This window comes from Weizmannia agrestimuris (assembly GCF_943193165.1).
Classification (GTDB): Bacteria; Bacillota; Bacilli; order Bacillales; family Bacillaceae_C; genus Weizmannia; species Weizmannia faecalis.
The window spans coordinates 24,623-41,362 of the sequence record NZ_CALPDC010000026.1 but is presented as its reverse complement, the minus strand read 5'-3'; the positions used below and the strand labels follow the sequence as shown (position 1 = coordinate 41,362).

Sequence of the window (16,740 nt, the reverse complement as noted above, 5' to 3'; positions counted from 1 at the left end):
GTGATTAATGCAGAATCGGCTTGATAAATGAGATTTTTCCAATCTTCATGGGAAAGGATTTTTCTCATCTTTTGAATGAATTCCACATTCCAAGATTTATCCGAAGTATTCCCATTTTCTACTTTTGCAAGAATAGGAATTCGTTCAGGTGTGACCCCCATCCCCAGAACGATTTGTTTTAAGTCAGGCCTATGGGCCTTACTATACCCGTACGTAATTTGCAGTCCATCTTCCTTCTCGGTTGTTTATATTCTCCGTAAACAGAAATTGAGGTTGTATCGTTATGCAGTACACCAATAGGAAGATTCAATTTTTTTAGTGCTTTTAATGCAAGGGTGGAATAGACTTTCCATGCTTCGGCTTCATACAAGTAATCTAATGCTCTTCCTAATGCATCATCATTTAATTGATCGGGTGAAACCGATGTATCGAAAAGCATCTCAGAATCTAGGTTTTGATAGAATTCATGAACCTTATAAAGGGGCTTGCCACTGCATAAAATGTTTAAGACAAGGGCTTTAATCCTTGTTCCGGGTGAGATATGACAACGGACAGAATCCCATTTGACTAAATCATTAATGGTTTTTTCGAGTTCTATTTCATCACACAGTTTAGATAAAAGTTGAGACGGCCCCACATGTAAGGTTAAAATTTGATCTGACATAAAAATTTCCTCGTCTTCCCCTAGTTTAGATAATCATTCAATTCTACAAAGAAGGAGAAAATTCCTTTAAAAAAATCTTAAAATGGAAAAATTTACGTGCGGAATATGCGTTACAAATGAGCATCCTAAAGATATTTCATCCTTCTTTTATACCATTAATTATAATTTAGTAGATGAATTGGATAATGATGTACTTTACTTCCATGCATATTGGAATCGGGAAAGACAAACCAAATTACAAAAAGATTATGTGGTAATTGACAATATTCATGGACATGGATATTATGTGGGAACTTTTCTTGCTCTGACTGCTTTGGAAAGATATTGGTGGGGAGAAGGTGAATTTAAATTTTATATTGATGGCGACGAACAGTATCCCACCATCTCTTCTACAGGAACAGAAGATTATTTCGGGGGAGCCTGGGCTTTTCATCAGAAGGATCTATATGGCAGACCTTCTGCAAAAAATTACTCAACATTATTCTTGGGCTATCCATTCCATTCCAATCGGGATGCTACAAGAGACCGTTTTGAAACCGGCAAACTGAATGCGGTTCATGCATTTGGTGACGACGGATTGCCCCGGCATGGATTATACCGGTGGCATCTCCTGGATCCCATTGCGTTTAAAGAAAATTTGAAAGTAACATTACAGCAAATAGGAAATGATGACATTCAATTATTTGAAAGGGAAGATGACGTGTCAACCGTTGCGTATTGGTATCAAAATAGTGCAGAAGGAGCAATGGACCCGATTCCGGACAGGCGGGCAAGGCTGCCGCGTTAATTCACAAAAGTTGGGTATACGAAAGCCCCTTCCTCGGAAAAACCGGGGAAGGGGTTTTCATGGAATCATTAGAGGATAAAGGCCAGTTTGGAAAGAGGAAAAAAGATCTCTGTTTCCTCTATTGCTGGTAATCCATCCTGCCCTTTTAGAATCCGATTCTCTAATGCAGTTTTTGTGCAAGATCACGGGGAACATTTTTATGTTATGATTCTGCGGCGTTCCTAGTCTGGGTTCCGTTCAGAAAGCAGCTTATACTTTGCATCCATCATGTCAGCATTTAAGTCTTATGCTGTAAAACCGCATCGCTTCAAGACGGCCTTTCGTTTCGAATACGCCAGCTTCAATTAGCTTTCTGATGCGATATTCAAGAAATGTATCCCCCACGTATTGGTCTAAATGCCCGATTACCTCGCCAATGACCCTGGCTGAATTTATAAACTTCCTTGCATTGCCTTTACCATGCAGCTTTTTTACTTTGTCGATAATAAATTCATCGAAATAGTCTTCAGAAACGCTAAATATTTTTCCGTTCTGCCAGATCCTTAAAGTCTCCCGGGTTTCTGCAAGACTAAGCCATTCTTTTTTCAAACCTGTTCTATCATGGTCCGTCAACAGATTTCCAGCGCCATGTTCATATATGTGTTGGAACTTTTCAGGGATCATTTCGCCTGAATGAAGCAATGTATATTTTACATTTTTTACCGGGAATCGTTTTTCATACTCCTTTGTCGTGTTTATAACGGTTATATCCATATTTTTATCTTTTAATAGATACACAGCGAATCGCAATCCTACTTGTTCGTGCGCATTATCAGAGGTCCAAATTGTTACATGCTCCTCATCAGCTACTGAGTTGATCTGATCGAGTGATCTTTTAAATTCTTTGAGATAATCCGGAATTTCATCAAATTCATCACTCATGCACTTTTCCATCCACTTCAATCTGGATTTAACTCCGATTTCTTCATTTAACTTATAAATGGGGCCAACGGAAAATATATCCCAAAAAGAGATGACCGTATCCTTCTTATCAAGTCCCATTTTCCTTAATGTATGTTTCAAGCTGCCCGAAGCTGTTGCACCAAATAGAATATGTATCATTTATCCATCCCCTTTAGTTTCGTTTTCCTCCCTCCACCAAATCCAAACCAGTCGATCACGTTCTATGCGACACGGATTGAATAGAAAACCCGCCCAATCCCTCATGCGTCGTATATGTAATCGCTGCATCATGATAATGAGATAGAAAGATTAGTCTTCAGGTAAGTTGGGTCAATCATTCACCCATTTACATTTCCTCATACCCCATTCACAGGTTACCATTTGAAAGCTTACCAAACGCTGGTATCCTTGCATCACCGAAATTAGCTGAGAAGAAAAGGGTACCTGTTACTGTATAACGGGTACCCTTTTGAGGTGCAACATTAAAAAATAAGTTAACAACACAAGCAAAGGTAGGAAAAATCTCATATTGTCACTGACACTTTAAAATGGCGAGAAACTGATGGGATCATTTGTCCGAACGTTGACGGCATTATTGTCACTCATAGGGGAAGCCATCTTGTAATACCGCGGCTTCCCCTATGACTTTAATATAAAAAAGAAGTAATAGCTTACCTTTATTATCTATATACAAGTCCACCATCTGTTAAAATTGCTTGTCCTGTTATATAATCAGCGTCATCTGATGCTAAGAATGAAACTAAGTTTGCTACATCTTCCGGGGTTTGATATCTTCCTAATGCTATTTCAGAAGAAAACTTTTCAAATGCTTCACCAGGTTTTAAATCATCACTATATTTGACCATTTCTTCATCAATTCGATCCCACATTTTCGTCTTAGCGACACCAGGGCAGTATGCATTCACTGTAATTTGATATTTGGCTAATTCTTTGGCAGCGGAATGAGTAAAGGATTTAACTGCGTGTTTCGTAGCTGAGTATGTACCCAACATTTCGTAGGATTCATGTCCAGCTATACTGCATGCGTTGATAATTTTCCCTTTTGATTTCTGGCTTATAAATTGTTCGGCTGCTGCTTGTGTTCCAAAAACAACGCCATTTACATTAATACTAAAGAGCTTATTCAGCTGTTCCTCTGTAATTTCTAAGAATGGGGATACTGCATCAATTCCAGCATTATTTACAAATACATCTAAATGGCCAAACTTCTCAACACCTTTTTTAACAAGATTAAATTGGTCATTTCGTTTAGACACGTCACCTTTGACGCCAATAACATCATAACCTTTATTTTTAAATTCGTTGACGGTTTCATTTAATAGTTGTTCGTTAATATCATGAACAACAACACTAAAACCATCTGAGCATAATCTTTCTGCAATGCCTTTTCCTAACCCACCAGCTGATCCTGTTACAATTGCAACTTTAGACATAAAAAAGATCTCCTTTACAATAATTTAAATTATTCATAATATAGAATAACAGTTTCTATGAAGCATGTGCAACCAAAGTCTCTCCAGCCTTCTTCCATATCCAAAGTGGAGCTTGAACCAATCTCCACATCGAACCTTGTAATCCGGTGATTACCTAGAAGACTATTCCAACAATCGAGTTCCTCATTATTTTATGCCTTCCCACCCGGTTCTATAGCTTCCCCCCATTCCTATAATGCTTTATACTCGGTTAAGATTCGTTCAACATGCATCGCAGCAACTCACAACGTCATCAAGTAGCAGGTTGTACATACATTGTTGAGCTAACAGGGAAAACCTTGAGCTCTCCTATAAATTCTTAGCTAATACGGCTTTCGAAATGAAGACTGATATTAATATCGAAACGATTGAAACAATAGAAAGAACCAGAAAGGAATAACTTTGGATCAGATATATGAAAATTAACAAGGAGTGGAATCTATGAATTCAAAAGAAGTTGAAGCAGTTTTTACACTCCAAGTGTTTAAAAGATATGAATATTTTATTAAAAAGAGTGTTGATTATGAAGAAATTTGGGGACTATACCACCATGGCTGGGCGATGTCTAAGGATGATAACGGATGTCCGCTTGTAAATTTTTGGCCCAAAAAAAATTGCACAAAAATGTGCAGTAGAAGAATGGAAAGAGTACCATGCAAAAAAAATTGACCTTTATGAATTTATGAACGAATGGTTACCTGGGATGAAATCAGACGGTATTAAGCCATCCATATTTTGGAATAACGTTGATTCAGTCGTAGTAGATACAGAAAGACTAAAAAAAGACTTGGATGAAGAACTTGAGAATTATTAGGTGAACCAAAACCGTTTTTCCTTTTTTTATCAGGATTTTTAAAGATCGAACCGCCTTTGAACCAGATCCGAGCGGCTATATCCATGAACCTTTTATTCGGACAACATCTTACCTTCCCTGAGAAAAACTGCATACAGTTGGATCTATACTGGAAGATGCCAAAATCACAATCAGGAAAGCTTATGCAGGATGACATCGTTCCCACACTAAAAAAATAAGGCCTATTGTATCTGCAAGACCTTAAAAAGAGGCGTAACAAAATGATAAATTTTTTTGTTTTGTTGGTTTAAAAAACCGAAACCTGTTTCACTTTATATTCTAAAAACAGGCCAGGGTTAAACCGCCAGGCCTGTTGGTTTTGGCTAAAGTAAGTTCAAAGCTGAACATTTGGTCAAAGGGTACAACGGCAAAGATGCAAAAAATGATAAATTTTTTGTTTCAGTGTTTTAAAAGTTCGAAGCTTATTTCACTTTATATCATGAAGATAGTCCTGGGGTTAAACTGCCAAGCTTGTGGGTTTTGGCTAAAGTAAGTTCAAATCTGAGTGTTTGGTCAAAGGGTACACGGCAAGCATAAAAAAATGATGATTTTTTGTTTCGGTGGTTTAAAAATCCAAAATCTGATTCACTTTATATCCTAAAAACAGGCCTGGGGTTAAACTGCCAAGCCAGTGGGATGTGGCTAAAGTAAGTTCAAAGCTGAGCACGTAGTCAAAGGGTACAACGACAAGCATGGAAAAAATGAAAAGTTTTTTGCTTCAGTGTTTTAAAAGCGCAAAGCTTATTTCACTTTATAATAATGAAAAGCAGGCCTGGGGTTAAACCGCCAGGCCTGTAGGTTTTGTCTAAAGTAAGTTCAAAGCTGAACATTTGGTCAAAGGGTATAGCGGCAAGCAAACAAAAAAATGATAAATTTTTTGTTTCAGTGTTTTAAAAGTCCGAAGCTTACTTCACTTTATATAATGAAAACAGGCCCGGAGTTAAACCACCAAGCCTGTCTGTTCATTCAAGTATGTTTAAATTACGACCTGTCTTGCCTGCGTTCCCTTTCATGATCTGTCATTCGACGTGGGGTGCAGAAGTTCCCGGCCCCCTGCTTTGTAAAAACCTTCACAAAGGTCCTGCCTTGAAACCTAAGCCAGGTTCACTTCAATATTGATTTTGTTATCCGTGATCGTGTATATATAATCTTTTGTAATCCATCTGGCATTTTTAATTATGCAGTGGACGAGGTCAGGATCTTTGTCTTCAAGCAAAATTTCCAGCAAACTTTTTAATTCTATTAAATAGTCGTAATCCATTTTCATGAACGGGTTGTATCCGACTAAATAACTGGCACGCTTCAACAGTTTCACTTTTTTTGTTTCATGGCTGTGCCAAAAAATATCGCCTTGAATGATCAATTGGTTTTCCCGAAGGTTCTTCATGGCTTCGCCAACATAATTTTCTTCAATCTTGTAAACACCAGGTGTCACTTGACTCAGCTTGTCCATATTCATACGTACTCACCTATTTTCTCATCGCAGTATGGCAGAAAGGTTTCTATATTTATACCCTGTTTCAAAGAAGGTAAGCCAGACATATACCGGGTGGAAAAACCGGAAAATTTTTCAAAAAAATCTTGATTGCCCGGAGAGAGGCCATTATAATAAAACCAAGATTGCGAAATATCCAACGAATATGTTTTGGAGGGATGCGCATGAGAGCAGCAGTCGTCAGTTCTGATAAGCAAAAACTGGTAGAGGTCAAAGATGTGCAGTTGCGTCCACTTGAATATGGGGAAGCTTTGGTGGATATCGAATACTGCGGTGTCTGCCATACGGATCTGCATGTGGCAAAGGGCGACTTTGGCGATGTGCCGGGACGCATTCTCGGCCATGAAGGAGTCGGCATTGTCAGGGAAGTCGCGGATGGTGTCACTTCTCTTAAAGTGGGCGATCGTGTAAGCGTTGCCTGGTTTTTTGAAGGCTGCGGGCATTGTGAGTACTGTTTAACGGGAAATGAAACATTTTGCCGTGATGTGAAAAATGCAGGCTACAGTATCGACGGAGCAATGGCAGAGCAGTGCATCGTCAAAGCGGATTACGCCGTAAAAGTGCCGGAAGGGCTGGATCCAAGGCAGGCGACGAGCATTACTTGCGCAGGTGTCACCACTTATAAAGCCATTAAAGTCGCAGATGTGAAGCCGGGCGAATGGATTGCCATTTATGGAGCCGGCGGTCTTGGTAACCTTGCTGTCCAGTACGCCAAACATGTATTTAATGCGAAAGTCATTGCGATCGATATCAATGACGACAAACTTTCACTGGCAAAAGAAGTCGGTGCTGATCTCACCTTTAATTCCAAAATGAAAGGCGATCCGGCTGAATGGATCCAAAAAGAAGTTGGCGGCGCGCATGCTGCAGTGGTAACGGCTGTTTCAAAACAGGCTTTTAACCAGGCTGTCCACTCTGTACGGCCGGTTTCAAAAGTCGTTGCTGTCGGGCTCCCTCCGGAAACAATGGATCTTGAAATTGTGAAGACGGTTCTTGACGGAATAGAAGTCGTCGGCTCTTTGGTAGGCACGAGAAAAGACCTTGAGGAAGCTTTTATGTTCGGTGCGGAAGGAAAAGTCGTCCCGGTTGTGCAAACGCGCAGACTGGAAGAAGTTGGAGATGTTTTTAAGGAAATGGAAGAAGGCAGAATACAAGGCAGGATGGTTCTGGATATGTCGTTGAAATAAGTGCAGGCAAAACATCATAAAGTAAGCGAAAATGAAAATCCCTGTTTGCACGGGGATTTTTCGCTTTTTTGCCGGTTTGTTCGTATAATAAGGATGAGTACCGTGTACAGGGGGGCGCCAAACTTGCGGAGGGAAATCATTGCTTTTTTAAAAGAGAAAATAGATCCGGATTTTATCATTTTGTTCGGTTCGTATGCAAAAGGATATGCCCGGCCGGATAGTGATGTTGACATCGCTTTTTACAAAGAAGGCGGTATGCTGACACCCTATGAATGTTTTTTGTATGCTCAGGAACTTGCAGATAGATTAAATAAGGACGTGGATCTTATTGACCTGAACCATGCGTCTACTGTATTTCAGGCGCAGATTTTTGCAACCGGCATCGTTATGGATATAAAAAATGAAAATGCCCTGAATGTAAAACGAATGCTGGCGTATTGTTTGTATGCAAAGCTAAATGAGGAACGTGCCGAAATATTAAAAAACATTGCAGAAAGCGGGGCTGTGTATGGAAGATGAAGTGGTCTTGAACAAGATAAGTACCATTGAGCGCTGCCTGAAACGTGTCCGGGAAGTGTATAGCGGCTCTCCTGCAAGTTTAGAGGACTTTACGAAACAGGACTCCATCATTCTCAATATCCAGCGTGCTTGTGAAGCATCGATTGACTTGGCCATGCACATTGCTGCAAAAGAACAGCTCGGGCTTCCGCAGACGGGCAGGGAGGCTTTTGATCTGCTGAAAGCGAACGGAGTAATCAATGAAGAAACGGCCGCAAAATGAAAGGCAATGGTTGGGTTTCGGAATATCGCTGTTCACGATGACCAGGCTATTGATTTGGATATTTTAAAGCAAATCATAGAGAAACATCTTGAGGATTTTACTTCATATACAAAGCAAATCTTATTTTACAGAAAGCAGGCGTGACTTATGCCATCTTATGTTGTAATTGGCGGCGGAGTGCTCGGTGCTTCTGCTGCATATCATCTTGCAAAAGCGGGCGCAGCTGTTACACTGGTTGACAGGGCTGACCCAGGGCAGGCAACAGAGGCGGCTGCCGGAATCATTTGCCCATGGCTGTCGCAGCGACGCAACAAAAACTGGTACCGGCTCGCAAAAGCAGGTGCAAAATACTACCCTGATTTAATTGCCCAATTGGAAAAAGACGGGGAAACGGAAACCGGTTATAAACGGACCGGCGCCCTCAGCATACATACAGATGAAGAAAAGCTCGATAAAATGCAGGAACGCGCGTTAAAGCGAAGGGAAGATGCGCCTGAAATCGGGGAAGTGAAACGCCTGTCTGCGGCCGAAACGCATGACATGTTCCCGATTCTGGACGAACGGTTCAGTGCGGTCTATGCAGGCGGTGCCGCGCGCGTAAACGGGAAGGCATTGCGCAATTGCCTGTTAAATGCTGCTTGCAAACGCGGGGCCAAAGTCATTCAAGGCAGTGCCAGGCTGCTTGTGGAAGGCAGAAAAGTCATCGGGGTTGAAGCCGGCAGCCATACGCTGCATGCGGACAAAACGATTGTGGCAGCGGGTGCATGGGCAAAAGATTTGTTCCAACCGCTCGGTGCGGCATTTCAAGTCAGCCACCAAAAAGCGCAGATTCTCCATTTAAAACTGCAAGGTAGGGACACAAGCAGCTGGCCGGTCGTCATGCCGCCGAATGATCAGTATTTGCTGGCATTCGATGGCGGCCGTATCATTGCCGGCGCCACCCATGAAAACACGGAAGCTTTTGATTTGCGCACAACAGCCGGCGGGATCCACGAAGTTTTAAGTAAGGTGCTGCCGGTTGCACCGGGCTTGGCTGAAGCGTCCCTTATGGATGTGAAAGTCGGATTCCGGCCGTTCACGCCGGGATTTTTGCCGGTGATCGGTGCCTGGCCCGGTTACGAAGGGCTTCTTTGTGCAAACGGCCTCGGGGCATCCGGTTTAACGGTCGGCCCTTTTCTCGGCGCAGAGCTTGCAAGGCTTGCACTCGGCCGGAAAACCGATCTGGATTTGTCACCGTACGGGCTGAAACAGGCAATTGCCCCTTTATAAACGGCAGGCTGGTTTTTATCAAGAAAAAACAGGAGCGAAACAATGAACGATTCCTACTTTGACGGAATTTTGCATATTAAAACAACCGGTGAGCAGAAAGGATTTAATGCATCACTACATTACAATCGTTATGAGCCGACGCCCTATCATGCGCTTTGTGAACTGTTCGATCATTATGAACTGGACAAAAGCGATCATGTGGTAGACTTCGGTTGTGGCAAAGGGCGGCTCAATTTTTATATCCATCATTTGTTTCGTGCAACTGTGACCGGCATTGAAATGAATGAAGGGTTGTACCGGGAAGCCCTCGAAAACAAGAAACGCTATGAGAGAAAATTCCCGGTCCAGCCTGCCTGTATTCGTTTTAAATGCTGCCTTGCCGAAAATTATAAGATACTGCCGGAAGACAACCGTTTTTACTTTTTTAATCCGTTTTCCGTAAAAATCTTTATGAAGGTTGTGCAAAATATTTTACGCTCGGTGGAAGAAGCACACCGGGAAACAGACATTATTTTATATTATCCGTCACAGGACTATATTTACTTCCTTGAAGACCATACGCCATTTGAAAAAAAGCTCGAAGTCCCGCTAACACTTTTATATGAGCATAATCCATACGAAAAATTTGTCGTGTACCGGCTTGCGTGATTATGATGGACATTTTTACGGTGCGAATAAGAGAGGCAGCGATGGCAGGAACCGTTCAAAACCGTCGTCAGCATTGCCGGGATTTTTGAAGACAATATGGACGACCCGGCATCATTGAAGTTATTAACCGGAACGCGGAGGAAACTGCCGGGGCATAAGGGGAGACGGAAAAATCCTTGTCAAATCTGGAATTTTTGTTTATTCAGCAAACCCTAATTAGGACTTGCTGAACGAATCCGACTCTGAGTTTGTACCCAATTTGTCAACAAGATTTATCTAAAAATATAGAAGAAACCATCTTTGAAAATGCGATTCTGTCTGCTCTATACTTTGAATCAGCTTTCAAGTGCAAACTTAAATTTTTGCTAAGTCTAGGAATTTTGCTTATTCTCAGCAATCCCTAGGTGAAGGAAGCGAGGAAAATGGACGATCTTTCTTCACATAGGGCGCGTCTACGTTAAGGAAGCACGAAAAAACGAAGGTCTTTCTTCACATAGAGGGTGTCTATGTTAAGGAAGCGCAGAAAAATGAAGGCCTTCCTTCACATAGGGTGCGTTTCAAGTGCAAGTTTTTCCCTGTATTTTTTATAAAACCCTTGCATTCAATTTAAGCAAAAGCCGTGAGCATCCTTGCCAAATCTAGAAATTTTGCTTATTCAGCAAGCCCCAATTACAGATGCTTTGATTGAAGGCGGGATCAAAAATATTGAATTAACATTTACAGTCCCTAACGCGGATATCGCAATAAGAAAAATTACAGAGAAATATAAAGATCGACGTGATATATTGATAGGGGCTGGCACTGTTCTTGATTCCACCACTGCCCAAATTGCACATCTTTCTGGAGCAGAATTTATCGTTTCACCAACTTTCGATAAGGGAACTGCCTTGCTATGTAATCTTTATCAAATTCCTTATATCCCAGGGTGTATGACTGTTAATGAAATGAAAGAAGCGATGCAGGCAGGTGCGGAAATAATTAAATTGTTTCCAAGTAACATTGTCGGCCCGGCTTTTGTGAAAAATGTTAAAGCCCCTTTGCCGCAACTGGAAATTATGCCCTCGGGCGGCATAAACCTGGATAATATGGGGGATTGGATAAAGGTAGGATGCAGAATGATTGGCGTTGGCGGAAGCTTGTTGAAGCCTGCGGAAAACAATGATTTTACGGGAGTTACCAAGATGGCCAGGGCTTTTGTGCGGGAATATCAATTACAGATTGAAGAACTGGGTAATCAGTACGTATAATTTTGATAAGTACAGGACAGCACCTCCTTTGATGGATACTAAGGAGGTGCTAGTGTTTATTGTGCAATTCAATGGAAGCTCGAAAGACTCGCAGTATAAGACAATTAATGCAATATATAAATGAAATCGTATAATCTTAAAAACGTTGCCAATCTTCAAGTAATTTACTATGTCATTTTGTTGCCAATTTTATCCATCCCTATCACAACACCCAAACAAGGCTGCCTGCATGAAACAGGCAGCCTTGGGCTAAATACGATCTATCCGTGCTTTTTCTTTTGTAATCAGTTTGATCAAAATCGGCCCTAAGATCAAATAAAAGAAGAAGTTTCCCGCGGCATGGTAGCTGTCAAACAACAGCCCGCCGAGGTAGTATGTCCAAAATGCAAACGGCCCGCCGATAAACAAATAATTTAATGAAACCATAAAGCCAAACAGGAAGCCGGTAAAAGCTGCATACAAACATAACACGAGATGCGGGATTTTTTTGTATAACTCTTTCTTGCCGAGCAGACCGGAAAGCACCGCGATACTCCCCCACGCAAGAAATTGCATGATCGCAAACAACCCCATGCCAAGAAACATATCGGAACCGAAAACGATTAAAAACGCAAGCGCCAAACCGAAGCGGATGCCGAAAACAAAAGAACTGCAAATGATGATCACCGTGCATGGCTGGACATTCGGGATTGACGCCATCAAAATCCGTCCGGCCACGCTCAGTGCGGCTAGCATGGCAAGAAGCGCCATTCTCCTTGTCAGCCGTGAAGCGTTCTTCGCTGACTTCTTTTTTTCAAGCGGCTGATTCCCCATATTATGCACTCCTATTTAGAATAGAACCAGACAACCTGATCGCCGGCTTTTAATTTATACGTCCCTGCGGAAACGTTTGGCTCTTTTCCGTTTACTTTATATTTCCAGCCGCTCATGCCGCCTTGATCCCCTTCATACTGGCCGTCAATGCCTTTTACATAGGCCGTTGCACCGGATCCGGAATAATCGACGCTTACACCTTCAGAAGCGGTAGCTGTTTTTAAAACGGAAAATGCTGTGTCTCCGCTTTTATAACTGTATTTGCCGCCGAAAACTGGCCCTTTATAGCCCTTTACCGTTAAAGAAACCGTTTCGGCCTTTGCTTTAGATGAGGCTCCCGTGTTGTCGGAAGCACGGCTGTCATTGGAACCGGACGAAGAAGCCCCAGTTGTCGTTTTTGTTGATGTGCTGGATGTGACCGCCGTTTTTGTATTTGTGGCAGGTGTTTCATCCGTTTTGCTGTCTGTCGAAGCTTTAGCCTCAGTATTTTTGGAACGAGCGGCTGAATCTTTCACGTTGCTTCCGGATCCGCCCGTATTGCTTTTTTCATCCGTTTTGATACTGCCAGCGTCGTCCGTTTTCTTTCCGGATGTATTTTCTTTTGCTGCCGTACTCTTTTCCTTTGCTGCAGTGTTTGCAACTTGTGTTGTTTCTGAATAGGTTTTAACGGTTTTCGATTCAAAATGGAAACCGTCGATCAAAAACCAGGCGCCGAATGCAATCAATAAGACGGCAATACTATCAATGATCATGCTTTTATATTTCATTCCTGCTCATACCCCCAGAAATTTTTTACTGATGATTAGCAGGATGACGCCTGCACCCGCAGATAGGGAACCGACCCAGCCGTGCACAGGAGAAATACCCGTTGTTTTGGTAATAACGACTTTTTTCGGCTCTTGCTGCACATCTTCTGCAGGGGTTGCCTGGTCAGTTGCAGCTGCAGGCTTGTCCTCTTTTTTTGCATGTGAAACTTTTTCTGCTTTTGCCGGCGTTTGATTTTTAGTTGCAGCTGGCTTTTCTACCGTGTTGGTTTTTGTGATGGTGTTGTTGTTTGTAATTGTATGATCTTTCGTAATCGTATTCGTTTTGGTGACGACTTCTTTCGCATGCTTTTCAACCACTTTTGCAGCGGCAGCAGCTGGACTTTGGCTGGTGGTTTTGCCAGTCCCATTATTATTTGGAGAATTGCCGCTACCTTTACTCCCGGTATTGCTACTGCTCGAATCCTTGTCCCCGGCACCCGAATCGGTTGCGTCTGTACAGGCAGAATAGGAGCTGCTTACTTTCCGGAAGTTATACAGGGTATCCCCCTTGAGAAAAAGGTCATAGGCGACAAGGGCCTGGAAAACCTGTTCTGTTGAAAAGCTATCTGAAGATTCGCTTGCCGTTTGCCACTTGTACCCGCCGTTTTTGGCATCTTTATAGGTGCTGAGCGCAGAAATTGGATTCATGCCTTTTTTAACAAAATCATCGGTTGACGGGTCAACGCCGACAGAGACAAGACCGATGATGGCCTGGGCGGTTGTGCACGAATTGTCAAAGCTGGCGTTTTCTTTTTCTGCTGCCTTCAAGTATTTAATGCCATCCCGGATTGCCGTGTTCACATCTTTATCATGTTTATCCTGATAAGTGCCAAGCGCGGTCAGTACCATGCCGGTTGAGTCAACATCCGAATTTTTGGCGGTCAAACTCCAGCTCCAACCGCCGTCCGGAAGTTCCGCATCAACCAGTTTTGCTGCAATTTTAGCAGGAGTATTCGGTGCATCACTCGGAATCTCATAATTATCCGTATTCAAAGCGATTAAATCATAGGCATATCCGGTTACCGAGCTTTCTGCCGCCGTATCGTATACGCGTTTGATCAAATTCTCTCCTTGAAAGTTTTCCGGATCCTCTCCAATCGCTTTTAGAGCAATGATGGTCTTAACGAGTTCCGTACCGGTTAACTCTTTGCCTTTGGCTCTCACCCGGTTTATTAAAACTTTCCGGTACTGCTTTATCTCATGGGCTGTTAGCAAATTCTCCTTTGCCAGTGCGGCTACTGCAAAATCCGAGTTTAAAGCGGAAGATTTAAAATATGATGCCGTATCCTTTATATCTTTGCAGACAGATACTGCTGCAAAACTGTGGATTGGAACTGCAAATGCCAAAACAAAAACAATTCCCAGAAAGAGTCTTCTTGCGCTTTTCCCCACCATTACCGCTCTCCTTTCATAAAAAACCCCTTGTACAAAAGAGGTATACAAGGGCAAAATTTTTTTCGCCTATACCTCGTAGGCTTCAAATAAACCGACAGCTTGGGAGAAAGATCTGACTTAGGAAAATGTTTTCCATCACAGTGGCGGGACCGTACAGGAATTTCACCTGTTTCCATCGCCCAAGCCCGTATTTAGATGTCAGTAATTAATTATAGAACAACCCCTGCCTGTTGGAAAGGACAATTTCTGCCACTATTTCATTGACAAACAAGCGGTGCTGTGCTAAAAAATAAGATGTTAGCACTCTGGTGTTAGGAGTGCTAAAGGGACATTGCCATCATCTATACATATAAAGGAGAGATCGAAGTGGCGGTAAAGGAATTTAAAGCAGAATCCAAACGGCTTCTCGACATGATGATCCACTCGATTTACACGCAAAAAGAAATTTTCTTGCGTGAGCTGATATCCAACGCCAGCGACGCGATTGATAAAATTTATTACAAAGCTTTGACAGATGAAAATTTAACATTTGATAAAGACAGCTACTACATTAAAATTACCCCGGATAAAGAAAACCGGACGCTGACTGTTTCTGATACCGGGATCGGCATGACGGAGACGGAACTGGAAGAAAACCTCGGCACGATCGCGCAAAGCGGTTCGCTCGCTTTTAAACATGACAATGAAATGAAAGACGGGTATGATCTTATCGGCCAGTTCGGCGTCGGCTTCTACTCGGCGTTCATGGTGGCAGATGAAATTACCGTCATTTCCAAGGCTGCGGGGAGCGATCAGGCTTATAAATGGCAGTCGAAAGGTGCGGAAGGCTATACGATTGAGCCGTGCGAAAAAAACGGCAACGGTACGGATATTATATTGAAGCTGAAAGAAAACACAGAGGATGAAGACTACGATCAGTATTTGGAAGAGTACCGGCTGCGGGCCATTGTGAAAAAATATTCCGATTTTATCCGCTACCCGATTAAAATGGATGTAACGGAAAGGCGCCTGAAAGAGGGCAGCGATGATGAATACGAAGAGGTCAAAGAAGAACAAACGCTCAACAGCATGGTCCCGATCTGGCGCAAAAACAAGAGTGAGCTGACAGATGAAGATTATGAGCAATTTTATATGGAAAAGCATTACGGCTTTGACAAACCGGTCAAGCATATTCACATCAAAGTTGACGGCACCGTGCGTTACAATGCAATTCTTTACATTCCGGAAAAAATTCCGTTCGATTATTATACGCCGGAATATGAAAAAGGGCTGGAACTGTATGCGAATGGCGTTCTGATTATGGAAAAATGCCCGGATCTTTTACCGGATTATTTCAGTTTTGTCAAAGGGATGGTCGACTCCGAAGACCTGTCTCTGAACATTTCGCGGGAAATGCTCCAGCACGACCGTCAGCTAAAACTGATTGCGAAAAATATCAAAAACAAAATCAAGCGTGAACTAGCTAACCTTTTAAAAGAAAACCGTGAGCAGTACGAAGCATTTTTCAAATCATTCGGGCGTCAGTTGAAATTCGGGGTATACAATGAATTTGGCGCGCACAAAGAAGATTTGCAGGATCTCCTGATGTTTTATTCTTCAAAAGAGAAAAAGCTTGTTACGCTTGATGAATACGTAAGCCGCATGCCGGAAGACCAAAAATACATTTATTACGCAACCGGTGAGTCGATTGACCGGATTGAAAAATTGCCGCAGACGGAACTTGTGCTTGATAAAGGATACGAAATCCTTTACTTTACGGAAGACATCGATGAATTTGCGATCAAGATGCTCATGAATTATAAGGAAAAAGAATTCAGGTCCGTATCAAGCGGCGATCTCGGTTTTGAAACGGAAGACAAAAAAGAAACCGATGCCGAGGAAAAAGAAAACAAAGAGCTCTTTGCATTTATGAAAGAGACACTGGACGGAAAAGTGAAAAATGTCCGTGCCTCGCACCGCTTAAAATCGCATCCGGTCTGCTTTACAACGGACGGCGAAGTGTCGATTGAAATGGAAAAAGTGTTGAGCGCAATGCCGAACGGACAAAATGTAAAAGCCGATAAAGTGCTCGAAATTAACATCCATCATGATGTATTTAACGCATTAAAAGAGGCGTTCGCCCATGACAAGGACAAATGCAAGCTTTATACAAACCTGTTGTATAACCAGGCGCGGCTGATTGAAGGGCTCGAGATTGAAGACCCGGTTGCATTTTCAAATGATATTTGCAAAATGATGGCATAAGGAAGCCCGCATATTGCAAAAAAGCCACGGGACATCCAGCAAATCTACGGCCCCCGCGACGGCCGGCATGGTTGCTGTGCCCGTGCCGGTGAGCACCGGGACATTTGCAAACCGTA

Annotated in this window: 13 protein-coding genes, 3 pseudogenes and 1 riboswitch; of the genes and pseudogenes, 9 read left to right on the top strand and 7 right to left on the bottom strand. The window is 42.5% G+C overall.

Annotation, left to right across the window (positions count from 1 at the left end; genetic code table 11):
* Window positions 1-664 (bottom strand): annotated as a pseudogene (locus tag NFR98_RS10615) (IS1634 family transposase); the annotation flags it as partial.
* An 82-nt stretch (window positions 665-746) separates the two neighbouring features.
* Between NFR98_RS10615 and NFR98_RS10610 the strand changes: the two are divergent.
* Complete coding sequence (locus NFR98_RS10610) at window positions 747-1,451, top strand: glycoside hydrolase family 172 protein (protein WP_014096946.1); 705 nt, start codon at window positions 747-749, stop codon at window positions 1,449-1,451.
* Between the two features lie 270 nt (window positions 1,452-1,721).
* Here NFR98_RS10610 and NFR98_RS10605 read toward each other — a convergent pair whose 3' ends face one another.
* Window positions 1,722-2,552 (bottom strand): DUF1835 domain-containing protein, encoded by an 831-nt coding sequence (locus NFR98_RS10605; RefSeq protein ID WP_014096947.1) that lies wholly within the window; start codon window positions 2,550-2,552, stop codon window positions 1,722-1,724.
* A 521-nt stretch (window positions 2,553-3,073) separates the two neighbouring features.
* Window positions 3,074-3,847 (bottom strand): acetoin reductase, encoded by a 774-nt coding sequence (locus NFR98_RS10600; RefSeq protein WP_014096948.1) that lies wholly within the window; start codon window positions 3,845-3,847, stop codon window positions 3,074-3,076.
* Window positions 3,848-4,327: 480 nt separating this feature from the next.
* On the opposite strand from NFR98_RS10600, the pseudogene NFR98_RS15830 reads away from it, so the two are divergent.
* Window positions 4,328-4,700 (top strand): annotated as a pseudogene (locus NFR98_RS15830) (DUF2750 domain-containing protein).
* Window positions 4,701-5,832: 1,132 nt separating this feature from the next.
* Here NFR98_RS15830 and NFR98_RS10585 read toward each other — a convergent pair.
* The gene (locus NFR98_RS10585; RefSeq protein ID WP_014096950.1) at window positions 5,833-6,198 is read right to left on the bottom strand and encodes a hypothetical protein; all 366 of its coding nucleotides are present in this window, start codon (window positions 6,196-6,198) and stop codon (window positions 5,833-5,835) included.
* Between the two features lie 200 nt (window positions 6,199-6,398).
* On the opposite strand from NFR98_RS10585, the gene adhP reads away from it, so the two are divergent.
* The 6 genes and pseudogenes from adhP to NFR98_RS10555 all read left to right on the top strand — a co-directional run bounded on the left by adhP (window position 6,399) and on the right by NFR98_RS10555 (window position 11,366).
* Complete coding sequence (gene adhP, locus NFR98_RS10580) at window positions 6,399-7,421, top strand: alcohol dehydrogenase AdhP (RefSeq protein ID WP_014096951.1); 1,023 nt, start codon at window positions 6,399-6,401, stop codon at window positions 7,419-7,421.
* 123 nt (window positions 7,422-7,544) lie between these two features.
* A complete protein-coding gene (gene mntA, locus NFR98_RS10575; protein ID WP_014096952.1) occupies window positions 7,545-7,940 on the top strand; it encodes a type VII toxin-antitoxin system MntA family adenylyltransferase antitoxin in 396 nt (131 codons plus the stop codon).
* Window positions 7,930-8,346: pseudogene (gene hepT / locus NFR98_RS10570) on the top strand (type VII toxin-antitoxin system HepT family RNase toxin). The gene mntA and the pseudogene hepT overlap by 11 nt, the downstream one beginning before the upstream one ends.
* 3 nt (window positions 8,347-8,349) lie before the next feature.
* Complete coding sequence (locus NFR98_RS10565; protein WP_014096954.1) at window positions 8,350-9,471, top strand: NAD(P)/FAD-dependent oxidoreductase; 1,122 nt, start codon at window positions 8,350-8,352, stop codon at window positions 9,469-9,471.
* Window positions 9,472-9,513: 42 nt separating this feature from the next.
* Complete coding sequence (locus NFR98_RS10560) at window positions 9,514-10,119, top strand: class I SAM-dependent methyltransferase (RefSeq protein ID WP_014096955.1); 606 nt, start codon at window positions 9,514-9,516, stop codon at window positions 10,117-10,119.
* A gap of 629 nt (window positions 10,120-10,748) precedes the next feature.
* Window positions 10,749-11,366: a bifunctional 2-keto-4-hydroxyglutarate aldolase/2-keto-3-deoxy-6-phosphogluconate aldolase gene (locus tag NFR98_RS10555; RefSeq protein ID WP_014096956.1), complete on the top strand. Its 618-nt coding sequence runs from the start codon at window positions 10,749-10,751 to the stop codon at window positions 11,364-11,366.
* 249 nt (window positions 11,367-11,615) lie between these two features.
* Here NFR98_RS10555 and NFR98_RS10550 read toward each other — a convergent pair whose 3' ends face one another.
* The 3 genes from NFR98_RS10550 to NFR98_RS10540 are packed head-to-tail and all read right to left on the bottom strand — an operon-like array spanning window position 11,616 to window position 14,380.
* Window positions 11,616-12,179 carry an ECF transporter S component gene (locus NFR98_RS10550; protein ID WP_014096957.1) on the bottom strand — a complete coding sequence of 188 codons (564 nt, stop codon included), beginning with the start codon at window positions 12,177-12,179 and terminating at the stop codon, window positions 11,616-11,618.
* A gap of 11 nt (window positions 12,180-12,190) precedes the next feature.
* On the bottom strand, window positions 12,191-12,946 hold the full coding sequence (locus NFR98_RS10545; RefSeq protein WP_014096958.1) for a DUF4430 domain-containing protein: 756 nt from the start codon (window positions 12,944-12,946) through the stop codon (window positions 12,191-12,193).
* Between the two features lie 6 nt (window positions 12,947-12,952).
* A complete protein-coding gene (locus NFR98_RS10540; protein WP_014096959.1) occupies window positions 12,953-14,380 on the bottom strand; it encodes a prenyltransferase/squalene oxidase repeat-containing protein in 1,428 nt (475 codons plus the stop codon).
* A 53-nt stretch (window positions 14,381-14,433) separates the two neighbouring features.
* Window positions 14,434-14,581, bottom strand: a riboswitch (adenosylcobalamin (AdoCbl) riboswitch).
* 165 nt (window positions 14,582-14,746) lie between these two features.
* Between NFR98_RS10540 and htpG the strand changes: the two genes are divergently transcribed.
* Window positions 14,747-16,624, top strand: coding sequence for a molecular chaperone HtpG (gene htpG, locus NFR98_RS10535; RefSeq protein WP_017552271.1), 1,878 nt, complete (start codon window positions 14,747-14,749; stop codon window positions 16,622-16,624).
* Window positions 16,625-16,740 lie beyond the last annotated feature (116 nt).